Origin of the sequence: Pseudodesulfovibrio indicus, from assembly GCF_001563225.1 — a bacterium.
GTDB lineage: Bacteria > Desulfobacterota > Desulfovibrionia > Desulfovibrionales > Desulfovibrionaceae > Pseudodesulfovibrio > Pseudodesulfovibrio indicus.
This window is the reverse complement of sequence record NZ_CP014206.1, coordinates 3,037,108-3,049,300: the sequence shown is the minus strand read 5'-3', so window position 1 is coordinate 3,049,300 and position 12,193 is coordinate 3,037,108. Positions and strand designations below refer to the sequence as shown.

At 61.1% G+C, this 12,193-nt stretch carries 11 protein-coding genes; all 11 read left to right on the top strand.

Annotated features, from left to right (window positions below; translation table 11 throughout):
* Positions 1-1,431 (top strand): mannose-1-phosphate guanylyltransferase/mannose-6-phosphate isomerase, encoded by a 1,431-nt coding sequence (locus tag AWY79_RS13815; RefSeq protein ID WP_066805141.1) that lies wholly within the window; start codon positions 1-3, stop codon positions 1,429-1,431.
* Between the two features lie 170 nt (positions 1,432-1,601).
* On the top strand, positions 1,602-2,351 hold the full coding sequence (locus tag AWY79_RS13810; RefSeq protein ID WP_066805138.1) for a cytochrome c3 family protein: 750 nt from the start codon (positions 1,602-1,604) through the stop codon (positions 2,349-2,351).
* Positions 2,352-2,364: 13 nt separating this feature from the next.
* Positions 2,365-4,311: a menaquinone reductase molybdopterin-binding-like subunit QrcB gene (gene qrcB, locus AWY79_RS13805; RefSeq protein WP_066805137.1), complete on the top strand. Its 1,947-nt coding sequence runs from the start codon at positions 2,365-2,367 to the stop codon at positions 4,309-4,311.
* An 11-nt stretch (positions 4,312-4,322) separates the two neighbouring features.
* The gene (qrcC, locus tag AWY79_RS13800; protein WP_066805134.1) at positions 4,323-5,135 is read left to right on the top strand and encodes a menaquinone reductase iron-sulfur cluster-binding subunit QrcC; all 813 of its coding nucleotides are present in this window, start codon (positions 4,323-4,325) and stop codon (positions 5,133-5,135) included.
* Positions 5,136-5,147: 12 nt separating this feature from the next.
* Positions 5,148-6,374, top strand: a complete 1,227-nt coding sequence (gene qrcD / locus AWY79_RS13795; protein ID WP_066805132.1) for a menaquinone reductase integral membrane subunit QrcD — start codon at positions 5,148-5,150, stop codon at positions 6,372-6,374.
* A 308-nt stretch (positions 6,375-6,682) separates the two neighbouring features.
* Positions 6,683-7,738: a TAXI family TRAP transporter solute-binding subunit gene (locus AWY79_RS13790; protein ID WP_066805130.1), complete on the top strand. Its 1,056-nt coding sequence runs from the start codon at positions 6,683-6,685 to the stop codon at positions 7,736-7,738.
* Between the two features lie 317 nt (positions 7,739-8,055).
* Positions 8,056-8,784: an amino acid ABC transporter ATP-binding protein gene (locus AWY79_RS13785; protein ID WP_066805128.1), complete on the top strand. Its 729-nt coding sequence runs from the start codon at positions 8,056-8,058 to the stop codon at positions 8,782-8,784.
* A 38-nt stretch (positions 8,785-8,822) separates the two neighbouring features.
* Positions 8,823-9,629, top strand: coding sequence for an ABC transporter substrate-binding protein (locus tag AWY79_RS13780; RefSeq protein WP_066805126.1), 807 nt, complete (start codon positions 8,823-8,825; stop codon positions 9,627-9,629).
* An 83-nt stretch (positions 9,630-9,712) separates the two neighbouring features.
* On the top strand, positions 9,713-10,480 hold the full coding sequence (locus tag AWY79_RS13775) for an amino acid ABC transporter permease (RefSeq protein WP_066805124.1): 768 nt from the start codon (positions 9,713-9,715) through the stop codon (positions 10,478-10,480).
* A gap of 10 nt (positions 10,481-10,490) precedes the next feature.
* Complete coding sequence (locus AWY79_RS13770; protein WP_066805122.1) at positions 10,491-11,207, top strand: amino acid ABC transporter permease; 717 nt, start codon at positions 10,491-10,493, stop codon at positions 11,205-11,207.
* Positions 11,208-11,353: 146 nt separating this feature from the next.
* A complete protein-coding gene (locus AWY79_RS13765) occupies positions 11,354-11,992 on the top strand; it encodes a precorrin-8X methylmutase (protein WP_066805119.1) in 639 nt (212 codons plus the stop codon).
* The last annotated feature ends 201 nt before the right edge of the window (positions 11,993-12,193 follow it).

Here is a 12,193-nt window from a genome sequence, read left to right as displayed (position 1 = left end):
ATGACCGATACCGATACCGTCCGACCCGCCCTGGCCGGGGACTGCCACGCCATCATCCTCGCGGGCGGCTCCGGGACGCGGCTGTGGCCGCTCTCCCGCAACCTCCTGCCCAAGCAGCTGCTGGTCCTGGACGGGACCACGACCCTGCTGCAGCAGACCGTTTCCCGCGTGCTGGAGATGTTCCCGCCCGACCACGTCTGGGTGGTGACCAACGAGGAGCACGTCTTCGAGGTCCGCAAGCAGGTTTCCGTGCTGGACGCGCGGCTGGAGACCCAGGTACTGGCCGAGCCGCTGGGCCGCAATACGCTGCCCGCCATCATGCTCGGCCTGGACAGGGTGGTGGAGGTCAATCCCAAGGCCCTGGCCGCCGTGTTCCCGTCCGACCACCTGATCCGCAACGGCGAAGCGTGGGCCGCTGACCTGGTCCGGGCCTCGGAGCTGGCCGCGGACAAGCGGTTCGTGACCTTCGGGGTCAAGCCGGACAAGCCGGAGACCGGGTACGGTTACATCGCCCTGGGCGAGGATCTGGGCGGCAACGCCTTTGCCGTGCGCGGGTTCGTGGAGAAACCCGACCTGCGCACCGCCGAGGGGTTCGTGCGCGAGGGCTCCCACCTCTGGAACAGCGGCATGTTCCTGTTCTCGGCCAAGCTCTTCCTGAGCCAGGTGGCCCGGTTCGAGCCGGTCCTGTGGGACTGGTGGATGCGTCGCGACGAGACGCCGCTCGTCAGGGGGTACAGGGATATCCCCGATATTTCGGTAGACTACGGGGTGGTCGAGAAGATCGACAACATCACCGCAGTCCGCGCGGGTTTCGACTGGGACGACCTGGGCAGTTGGGAGGCCATGTACCGCCTCGGTGAAAAGGACGCGAGCGGCAACGTGGTCAAGGGCGACGTCCTGGCCATGGGCTGCAGCGGCTGCCTGCTCATCAGCGAGGGCGGCAAGCTGGCCGTCTCGGGCCTATCCAATATGATCATGGTCCAGACCCGGGACGCGACCCTGGCCTGTCCCATGGACCGGGTCCAGACCGTGCGCGACGTGGTGGCCGCCCTGAAGGCCGAAGGCAGCAGCCTGGTGGAGAGCCATCCCACCGTGTACCGCCCGTGGGGCAACTACACCGTGCTCGAGGAGGGGCCGCACTACAAGATCAAGCGCATCCAGGTGAACCCAGGGGCGCGGCTCAGTTCGCAGATGCATCATCACCGCAGCGAACACTGGGTGGTGGTGGACGGGACCGCCGAGGTCGAGGTGAACAACGTCCCGGTGATCCTGGTCGAAAACCAGTCCGTGGACATCCCCAAGGCTTCCCAGCATCGGCTGGCAAATCCCGGAAAGGTCCCGCTGGACATCATCGAGATACAGAGCGGTCCGTATCTCGAAGAGGACGACATCGTCCGGTTCGACGACGTTTACGGGCGCGTGCAGAAATAGCCGCGCCCCGGTTTTTGGCAGGTTACCAATTGGAATGTCAGTGGTTTTCACATTCCGAGAGATCGTGAAAATTTTCTTATTCTCTTGACACCAAATCCTTTGGTGCCTTATGGGAACGTAGTTCAATTGGTGTGATTTTCACATTAACTTTAGAGTGATGGGGCGAGGTTATGGAGGAAAGAAAAGCATCGAAACGGTGTGGAGGGGTGTTCCCCTTTATCATCGGCTTCCTGGCCACATGCGTACTGGGATGGGCTGTCATCCCCGGCTTGTTCTTCGAAAAAGTGGAACAGCCGGTCTGGTTCAGCCATGCCGTGCACGTTGATGGACAGGGAATGGATTGCGAGAGCTGTCACTATTTCCGGGAGGACGGTTCCTACGCCGGTTTCCCGACCAACGAAGTCTGCGCCGAGTGTCACGCGGTCGATCCCGAAGAGGCGATGGAAGCCATTGCCGAAGAGGGCATCGATCCGAACGACTACGAAGCCATCATGAAGGCCGGCATCGGCGCCATCGAGGACAATCTTGCTTCCTCGGACGACAAGATGATGCAGGCCGAACGCGAGTACGTGGTCAAGTACCTGATCCAGGGCAAGGAAGTTCCCTGGCTGAACTACCAGTACCAGCCGGACAACGTCTACTTCTCTCATGCCGCGCACATGAACCTCTCCATTGAGGAACTCGCCGGGATGAAGAAGGAGCTGGCCAGCGTGGTCGATCCCTCGGTTTTCGAGGGTGACGCCCCCGAGCAGAATTGCAACCTGTGCCATCTCAAGGACATCCAACTGAATGACGAGCCGCCGGCCTTCGAGCGCAACATCCTGTCCGGCTACAGCAAGATGACCATGAAGATGTGGAAGTGCGAACGGTGCCACGCCCTCAAGGGCCAGCCCAACGCCTGCTACACCTGTCATAAGTAAAGGGGTACTGAGAATGAGCGTAGCACGCAGAGCTTTTATTCAGATGAGTGTGGGCGCCACCGTCGGTATCCTCTTTACTCCGACGGTCTGGAAAGCCCTTGATGATGTGTCCATCTGGACCCAGAACTGGCCGTGGATCCCCAAGCTGAAGTACGGGGCGGCCGGTGCGGTTCCCACCGTGTCCAAGATGTGCGAGTCCGGCTGTGCCGTGAAGGTCCGCACCGTTGCCGGTGAAGCCTTCGGCACCATGGGCAATGCGGACAACCCGATCTCCGGCGGCGGTATCTGCCCCCTGTGCGCCAACGGCGTCCAGGTCATGAACAGCCCCACCCGGATCAAGGCCCCCATGCTGGACGGCGAGGAGATCTCCTGGGAGAAAGCCCAGGAAGTCGTCGCCGAGAAGCTGGCGGCCGCCGGTTCCAAGGTCGCCGTCATTTCCGGCGATCAGACCGGCACGGTCAACGAGGTCTTCTCCGCCCTGCTGAACAGCGCGGGCAGCGACGCCTTCTACGTCATGCCCTGCGACATGCAGGCCGCGGACAAGGCCTGGACCGGCCTGATGGGCAGCCAAGGCCAGGTCGGCTACGACCTGGAAGGGGCCGACGTGGTCCTGCTGGCGGGTGCCGACGCCCTGGAATCCTGGGGCCCGACGGTCGCCAACCTCAAGGCGTTCGCGGCCAACGAGTCCGGCAAGTTCATCTTCGCCGGTCCCATGCAGACCAAGACGGCCTCCGTCACCTCCAAGTGGGTGCCGGTTCCGGCCGAAGGCATGGCCGCCTTCCTCCTGGGCGTCACCTACTATGTGCTCCAGGCGGGCAACATGGCCGGTACCGCCGATTTCTATGATTACAAGGCTATGGTAATGAACGACTACAGCCCGGCCAAGGTCGAGGCCGCCACCGGCGTCAAGGCCGATCAGATGGCCGATATCGCCAAGCAGCTGCTGGCCGCTTCCAGCCCCGTGGTCGTTCCCGGCGGTTCGGTCGCGGCTCATGCCGCGGCGTTCGCCCTGAACGTCCTGCTGGGCGGCGCCATGAAGGTCGTGCCCGAGTTCGAAAAGGCCATCCCTTCCGCCATGAGCCGCTCCGAGATGCTCAAGGCCGATATCCTGGAAGGCGTGGACACCGACCTGCTGTTCGTCTACGAAGCCAACCCCGCCTACGCCCTCCCCGAGAAGGTCAAGGCCGGCTTCACCGTGGCGTTCGACATGGTCAACACCGAGACCACCGCTTCCGCGAACCTGGTCCTGCCGACCCTGCACCCCTACGAGCGGTTCGACGATCTGGCCACCCCCTACGGGCTGCCCGCCGCGACCTACTCCATGGGCGCTCCGGTGTCCAAGCCGACCGTCAATGCCGGTTGCGCCGCCACCTTCGTGCTCGGCCTGGCCGACCTCGGTTTCGAGACCTTCGAGGAAGTGCTCGGCGCCAAAGCCGAGGCCATCGGCGCGGATGTGGAAGCGCTGCAGGGCGGTGAGGCGTTCGTCGTTGACGGCGGAACCCCTGTGCCCCTGTCTCTGGCTCCCAACGTGGTGGGCAAGGCCGCGGTTCCCGTCAAGGGCACCGGCGCTGTGGGGCTCGCTCCCTACACCCTGCTCAACATCGGCACCGCCAACCAGGCCACCACGCCCAACGCTCCCTGCACCATCAGCAACAACCAGCTGGTCGGCGACTACATGGTCGTCCAGATGGCTTCCGCCACGGCCAAGCAGCTCGGCGTCTCCGTCGGCTCCAAGGTCAAGCTCTCCGGCGGAAAGGGCGAGTGCGAAGCCCTGGTGCAGATCTTCGAAGGCGTCATGCCCGGCGTCGTGGCCGCTCCCCTGGGGCTGGGCCACACCGTGGGCGACGAGTTCTCGAAGGGCAAGGGCGATAATGTCTACAAGATCCTCACGGTGAGCTCGGAGGCCGCTGCCGGCGCCTCCACATGGGCCGGTTCCACTGTGAACGTCGCCAAAATCTAGGGGGAACCGTCATGCAAATGAAAGAATTCAAAATCAAGTGGGGCATGGTCATTGATATTGACAAGTGCACCGGCTGCGGCGCCTGCATGGTCGGCTGCCAGGTGGAGAACAATATCGCTCCCATGACCAAAAGCGACCCCTATAACTATGTCCAGGCGCTGACCAAGCCCCGTGACGACGCGTCCAACAAGCTTCGGACCCTGACCTGGATGAACGTGTACGAGCTGTCCAACGGCAAGGCCTTCCCCGAGCACGAGACCGCCTACCTGCCGCGTCCCTGCATGCAGTGCGGCAACCCGGCCTGCGTGCCCGTGTGCCCGGTCGTGGCCACGGACAAGAACGAGGAGGGCGGCATCGTCTCCCAGATCTACCCCCGTTGCATCGGCTGTAGATACTGCATGGCTGCCTGTCCCTACCACGCTCGTTACTTCAACTGGTGGGATCCGCTCTGGCCGGAAGGCATGGACAAGGGCCTCAGCCCGTCCGTCTCCGTCCGTCCGCGCGGTGTGGTCGAGAAGTGCAACTTCTGCCACTCCCGCTACCTGGACGCCAAGAACAAGGCCCGCCTCGACGGCGAGGACCCGATGAATCTGGCCGACGGCGCGTACAACACCGCCTGTGCCGAGATTTGCCCGACCAAGGCCATCACCTTCGGCGACCTGAACAACCCCGAACACGCGGTTCACGAACTCGCCAAGAGCCCGAACGCGTTCCGTCTGCTCGAGAAGCTGGGCCTGCATCCCCAGGTCTACTACATGTCCGAGCGTGAATGGGTCCGCAAGCAGGGCGACAACTACAACGCCGACGCCGGCGGACACCACTAGGAGGCTGAGTAAATGGATAGCAAACTCTTCCCGGAAGGGGTGCAGCGGTGCTCGTTCGGCCGGTTCCTGATCTGGACCGCCGTGATCCTGGGGTTCTTCACCTGGGGTCTCTATGCCGCCGTGCTCGTCCTCTATAACGGAATCGGCACCACCGGCCTCGACAACTACTTCGGGTTCGGTGCCTGGATTACCTTCGACCTTGCGGTTATCGCCCTGGGCGCCGGCGCGTTCTTCACCGGCCTGCTCAAGTATATCCTCAAGATCAAACAACTTGAGAAGATCATCAACCTGACCGTCGTGGTCGGCTTCATCTGCTACTCCGGCGCCATGCTGGTCCTGACGCTCGACATCGGGCAGCCCGGCCGCGCATGGTTCGGCTACTGGCATCCGAACGTCCACTCCATGCTGACGGAAGTTATCTTCTGCATCACCTGCTACTGCACCGTCCTGATCATCGAGTTCGTCCCGCTGGTCCTGGAGCAGAAGCAGCTGAACAAGATACCGTTCATCCACGCCCTGGCGCACAACATGCACGTGAACATGGCTCTGTTCGCCGGTATCGGCGCGTTCCTGTCCACCTTCCACCAGGGTTCCCTGGGCGGCATGTACGGCGTCCTGATCGGTCGTCCCTTCGCCTTCCGCGAGGGCTTCTTCATCTGGCCGTGGACCTTCTTCCTGTTCGTCCTCTCCGCCGTGGGTTCCGGTCCGGTCTTCACCGTCCTGGTCGCCACCTTCATGGAGAAGCTGACCGGCAAGAAACTGGTGGACTTCAAGACCAAGGCCCTCATGGGCAAGATCGCGGGCACCATGCTCACCGTCTACATGTTCTTCAAGATCCTCGACACCTGGGCGTGGGCCACCGGCTACCTGCCCTCCGTCGGCCTGACCTTCGACGACATGTTCTACGGCTGGATCTACGGCAAGTGGCTGCTCTGGACCGAGATCGTCCTCTGCGGCGTGGTTCCGGCCATCATGCTGATCACCCCGTCCATCCGCAATCGTCCGGCCCTGCTGTACACTGCGGCCATCCTGGACTGCATCGGCGTGTCCCTGAATCGGTACATCTTCACCGTCCAGACCATCGCCTTCCCGGCCATGCCGTTCGACTCCTGGCAGGTTTACTACCCGAACTGGGTTGAGTACGCCTCCTCGATCATGATCGTGGCCTACGGCTTCCTGGTCCTGACTCTGGTGTACCGCTACCTGCCGCTGTTCCCGCAGGAACGCGAATTGAACTAGCTTCAAGGTTCCCATCACAATCAAAGGGGCCTCTCTTCGGAGAGGCCCCTTTTTTTGATTTTGTTCGCCCATGGCCCTTATGGGTGGATGATGGGGAAAAATGTAGAGTTACGGCGAGTTGAAGGTCGAAACGCCGCCGGTTGAAGCGCCAAATGCTCCGTCCCACCCAGGCAGGGAGGCAGATCGGCTTATTATCTCCTTCTTGTCCAAAATATCAGCGGATTTGCATAGCTTGAGAATTGTGCTATCGGCATTACGTTGATGATTTTTGAGAATGGGGCGGTCAGGTGGGTGATCAGGAGGATCGTATGCGAGCCAAGACGCTGTTTCTTTTGTGTTTGATGTTGTTCCTTGCGGCCTGCGGCGGGGGCGAGGAGCCCGCGCCTAAGGAGAAGGTCGGGCTTGAGCGCCTCAAGGCCGACAAATCCACCATGACCGAGCTGAAGACACCGACCTTTGACCACGGCAAGGCGACCTTCGCGACCATCGGCACGGGCGGCGTCAACGGGGTCTACTATCCGAGCGGCGGAGCCATCGCCAATATGGTCAACGCCAAGCGCGACGAGTACGACATCCGGATGTCCGTGGAGTCCACCGGCGGCTCGGTGTTCAATATCAACGCTGTTCTGGCCGGGGACATGCAATTCGGCATGGCTCAGTCCGACCGGCAGTACCAGGCCGTGAACGGCATAGCCGAATGGGCGGAGAAAGGACCGCAGACCAAACTTCGTTCCGTCTTCTCCCTGCATCCGGAAGTGCTGACGCTCGTCGCGGCCGCGGACGCCGGCATCAAGACCATCGGCGATCTCAAGGGGCACAGCGTCAACATCGGCAATCCCGGCTCGGGACAGCACAGGAACTCCACCGACGCGCTTGGTGCGGTCGGACTGTCGCTCGGCGATATCAAGCCGGTGGAGGTTCGGGCCATAGAATCATCCGACCTGCTCCAATCCGGGACCATAGACGCCTATTTCTACACCGTGGGGCATCCCTCCGCGGCCATCAAGGAAGCCACCGAAGGCAAGCGCAAGGTGGTCATCGTGCCCATATCCGGGGTCGGCGCGCTGTTCGCCAAGTTCCCGTATTACGTCCCGGCAGAGATCGACACCTCCTTCTATCCGGAACTGGCCTCGCAGGACGGCAAAATCCAGAGCTTCGGCGTCAAGGCGACCCTGGTCACCTCCTCGGACGTGCCCGACGGCGTGGTCTACGCCGTGACCCGCGAGGTCGTCGAGAATCTCGACGCCTTCCGGGCGCAACATCCTGCGCTCCAGTGCCTGACTCGCGAAGGCATGCTCCAGGGGCTGTCCGCCCCCATCCATCCCGGTGCCGCAATCTACTACCGCCAGGCGGGAATGATGTAGGGCGGTTATCAGCCCGAGAAGGGGAGAGCGCGGTACTATTTTCCTATCCTGTCGTAATAGTTCTGAATCGAAATTGAAAAGGGGCCGGTGCGTCGGGCCCCTTTTTTGTTCGTCAAAACCGGGTGTTCCGATACCTGCCCGAGTGCGGGTTTATGCGTTGACACAATTGTCTTTTTCCCCGGACGCCTTGACTTTATTCTTATTTCCGACCATATTTTCTGTTCGTGGCTGAAGCCCTCTTGGTCTGTCTGGACACGCTTCCGATCGAGGGTTTCCGCAATTTTTACTTTCATATTTAGGCCCGGAGACATCTTCACATGGCAATGATCGAAGTGCAGAAGCTGCACAAGTGGTATGGCGACTTCCATGTCCTCCAAGGGATTACGGAATCCGTCAACAAGGGCGAGGTGCTGGTCATCTGCGGTCCGTCCGGTTCCGGCAAGTCCACCTTCATTCGCTGTATCAACAGGCTCGAGGAATACCAGAAGGGGCAGATCCTTTTCGACGGAAAGAACATCCTGGACAAGGATGTGAATATCAACACGCTGCGCGCCGAAATCGGCATCGTCTTTCAGCAGTTCAACCTCTATCCACACCTTTCAGTGCTCCGAAACGTCACTTTGGCGCCCATCAAGGTCAAGAACATGCCCAAGGACGAAGCCGAGGAGATCGCCCTCAGCCTCCTGGAGCGCGTCGGCATCCACGACCAGGCCCACAAATATCCCGCCGAACTTTCCGGCGGCCAGCAGCAGCGCGTGGCCATCGCCCGCTCCCTGGCCATGAAGCCCAAGGTCATGCTCTTCGACGAGCCGACCTCGGCGCTGGACCCGGAGATGATCAACGAGGTCCTCAACGTCATGAAGGACCTGGCGCGCGAAGGCATGACCATGCTCTGCGTGACCCACGAGATGGGCTTCGCCCGCGAGGTCGCCGACCGCGTGCTGTTCATGGACGGCGGCATCGTGGTCGAACAGGCCGCCCCGGACGAGTTCTTCCGCAACCCCCAAAATGAGCGCACAAAGAACTTCCTGAAGGAAATTCTTTAATCGTCATAACAACGGAATCTCAAGAGAGAGGAGGATTCATGAAACGTTTGGTACTTATTCTGGCACTGGTGCTGTCCTTCGTGTTCGCGGCCAACGCCGCGTTCGCCGGCAAGATCGAGGACGTGAAAGCCAAGGGCGTCCTGGTCTGCGGCGTCAAGGACTCCGTCAACCTGTTCGGCTTCATTGATCCCGACAGCAAGGAACTGGTCGGCTTCGACGTCGATATCTGCAAGTACATCGCCGACAAGCTGGGCGTGAAGACCGAGTTCAAGGTCGTCACCTCCAAGAACCGCATCCCGATGCTGGCCCAGGGCTCCGTGGACCTGCTGGCCGCCACCATGACCCACAAGTTCTCCCGTGACGAGCAGATCGACTTCTCCATCACCTACTTCATGGATGGTCAGAAGCTGCTGGTCGAAAAGGGCTCCGGCATCACCTCCACCGACGACTTGGCCAACAAGAAGGTCGGCACCGTGAAGGGCTCCACCTCCGAGAAGAACATCAAGGCCGCGCAGCCCGCCGCCCAGGTCATCTCCTATGACGAATACCCGCAGGCCTTCATGGCGCTGAAGCAGGGCAAGGTCAAGGCCGTGACCACCGACTCCGGTATTCTGGCCGGTCTGAAGGCCGGTGACGACAATCCCGACAAGTGGGAAATCGTCGGCGCCTTCTTCTCCTCCGAGCCCTACGGCCTCGGCGTTCCCCAGGACGATTCCGCCTTCCGCGATTTCGTCAACAAGTCCCTCAACGAGATGTGGCTCGACGGCACCTACCACAAGCTGTTCAAGAAGTGGATGGGTTACGACCTGCCCGCCGGCTGGGAGATGGAACTCTGGCCCATGTAAGGCCCGATTCAGTCTGATTCACCGGGAGCGCTCCAGAGCGCTCCCGGTTTTTCCGATCACCACCTCAAACGACGGACTTTATTTTGCAGTATAATTTTCAATGGGCCGAGATGTTTTCCGGCGAGCCCGCCCGGTGGATGTGGGAGGGGTTCTGCACCACCATGCAGATCTCGATCATCTCCCTGATCTGCGCCATGATCCTGGGCATCATCATCTGCGTCATGCGGATGACCCCCTTCAAGCCGTTGCAGTGGTTCAGCCTCGCCTTCACCGAGTTCTTCCGCAACACGCCGCTGCTCGTGCAGATATTTTTCTGGTACAATGCGTCCTATTTCGTCATCCCCAAGGTCATCAACGACTGGATGAACGACCTCTACACCTGGTTCCCCGGCCCGTTCACCCTGTTCGGCCACGAGTTCGTCGGGGAGTGGATGCTCTTCAACGTCGAGCTGATCATGGGCATCATCGCCCTGACCGTGTACACCTCGGCCTTCATCGCCGAGGAAATCCGCGCCGGAATCTTCTCCATCCCCAAGAACCAGCTCGAAGCCTCCCGCGCCGTGGGCCTCTCCTTCCTCCAGGGATACCGCTACGTCATCCTGCCCCAGGCCCTGCGCATCGTCATTCCGCCGCTCATCTCCCAGGCCCTCAATCTGATCAAGAACTCTTCCCTGGTCATGGTCCTGGGCGTGACCGACATCATGTACCAGGCGGTTCAGGTCGAGTCCTATCACGCCATGCCCTTCGAGGCCTTCACCGTTGCCCTGTTGATCTACCTGATGATCTCGCTGGTCGTCTCGTTCTGCATCAACATGTACAACAAGCACTTCATGATCCAGGTCATGTACTAGGGGCGGCGCGATGCATTGGGACATAGCTTTTGCGAACTTCGACTACTTTTTGTACGGCAACACCCGCCTGGACTGGGCCTTTCCCTTCATCCACAATCCCGAAGGGCTGGTGGCCAGCGTCATCCTGGCCATCTTCGGCATCTTCGGGGCGTTCTGGATCGGCCTTGCCGCCGGATTGATGCGCCTATCGCGCAAGTGGTGGATCAAGTATCCCTCGGTCTGCTACATCGAAATGATCCGCGGCATGCCGCTCCTGCTGCTCATTTTCTGGTTCTACTACCTGGCCCCCGTGGTCACCGGGCAGACCATGCCCGCGTTCTCCACGACCATGTTCTGTTTCATGGTCTTCACCAGCGCCTACGTGGGCGAGATCGTCCGCGCGGGCGTCAAGGCGCTGCCCAAGGGCCAGATGGAGGCGGCGCGGTCCACGGGCCTGTCCCATGTCCAGGCCATGAAGCTGGTCATTCTGCCCCAGGCGCTCAGGAACATGATCCCGTCCTTCGTCAACCAGTTCGTCTCCCTGACCAAGGATACCTCCCTGGCCGCCATCCTCGGCGTCATCGAACTGACCCGCACCGGCGTGCAGGTGGACAACCGCGAGACCGTGGCGTCCTTCGAGATATGGATCACCATCGCCTGTCTGTACTTTGCAATCTGCTTCATTCTGACCTCCTACAGCCGCAGGCTGGAGGCTCAGTTGTCGCGCTATCAGGCCCGCGACCGCTAGGCACCGGGTGGTCGGCGGAGCGCCGAACGGATTTGAACCGTCTTGAAACGGTCCGGAAAACGATGAAAATGTGTTCCGGACCGTTTCGATTTTTCGTAAAGAACGAATGAGAAAATGATCCAAACCTGTACCGGAGGCGTCCCGCTTTGACCGACATAACGTTCCAGGACTTCCGCAAGCCGGAAGACATCGAGGCGGAATCCTTCCGCATCATCGACTCCGAGGTCCCCGGCCCGCGCCCGTTCGAGGGGGCGCAGTGGGAGATCGTGCGCCGCATGATCCACACCACGGCGGACTTCGAGATGCTCGAGCTGGTCCGTTTTCACGAACGGGCCGTGGAATCCGGCCTGAACGCGCTCCGCAGCGGGGCCGTGATCGTCTCGGATACGGAGATGGCACGGCGGGGCATGCCGGTCCGGCGGCTCGATCCGCTCGGCTGCACCGTGCACTGCCTGATGAACGATCCCCGCGTGGTCGAGCGTGCCAAGGCCGAGGGAATCACCCGCGCGAAGGCGGCCGTGGACGTGGCCGTGGCCGAGCTGCACCCGGACATATGGGTCGTGGGAAACGCGCCCACCGCGCTCATCCGGCTGGTGGAGCACGTGGACAACGGCGCGGCGAACCCCGCGCTGGTGGTCGGCATGCCCGTCGGGTTCGTGAACGCGGCGGAGTCCAAAGAGTTGCTCATGAGCCGCGACATCCCGTACATTTCCATACATGGACGCAAGGGCGGCAGCGCCCTGGCCGCATCGGTGATCAACGCATTGGCGGTCCTCGCCGGTTGATTTTCGCGATTTTTCGATTCGAAAAAAGCGTCCGGGGTGTTTTGCTCCGGACGCTTTTCGCGTTTTTTCCTCTCCGCTTTCGGAGAGGGGAAAATGAATTTTTTAAAATCGTTGGACAGGAGAAAAAATCCTGTTAGGAAACCGGGTGGGTACCGTAATCAACGGGCGCCCGGAGCGATGTTTTCCGTATTTCCAGGCCCG

Coding starts and splice junctions, on each gene's coding strand:
- AWY79_RS13810 (WP_066805138.1), top strand. CDS start 1,602: ATGGAGGAAAGAAAAGCATCGAAACGGTGTGGAGGGGTGTTCCCCTTT.
- AWY79_RS13780 (WP_066805126.1), top strand. CDS start 8,823: ATGAAACGTTTGGTACTTATTCTGGCACTGGTGCTGTCCTTCGTGTTC.
- AWY79_RS13815 (WP_066805141.1), top strand. CDS start 1: ATGACCGATACCGATACCGTCCGACCCGCCCTGGCCGGGGACTGCCAC.
- qrcB (WP_066805137.1), top strand. CDS start 2,365: ATGAGCGTAGCACGCAGAGCTTTTATTCAGATGAGTGTGGGCGCCACC.
- AWY79_RS13790 (WP_066805130.1), top strand. CDS start 6,683: ATGCGAGCCAAGACGCTGTTTCTTTTGTGTTTGATGTTGTTCCTTGCG.
- AWY79_RS13770 (WP_066805122.1), top strand. CDS start 10,491: ATGCATTGGGACATAGCTTTTGCGAACTTCGACTACTTTTTGTACGGC.
- qrcC (WP_066805134.1), top strand. CDS start 4,323: ATGCAAATGAAAGAATTCAAAATCAAGTGGGGCATGGTCATTGATATT.
- qrcD (WP_066805132.1), top strand. CDS start 5,148: ATGGATAGCAAACTCTTCCCGGAAGGGGTGCAGCGGTGCTCGTTCGGC.
- AWY79_RS13785 (WP_066805128.1), top strand. CDS start 8,056: ATGGCAATGATCGAAGTGCAGAAGCTGCACAAGTGGTATGGCGACTTC.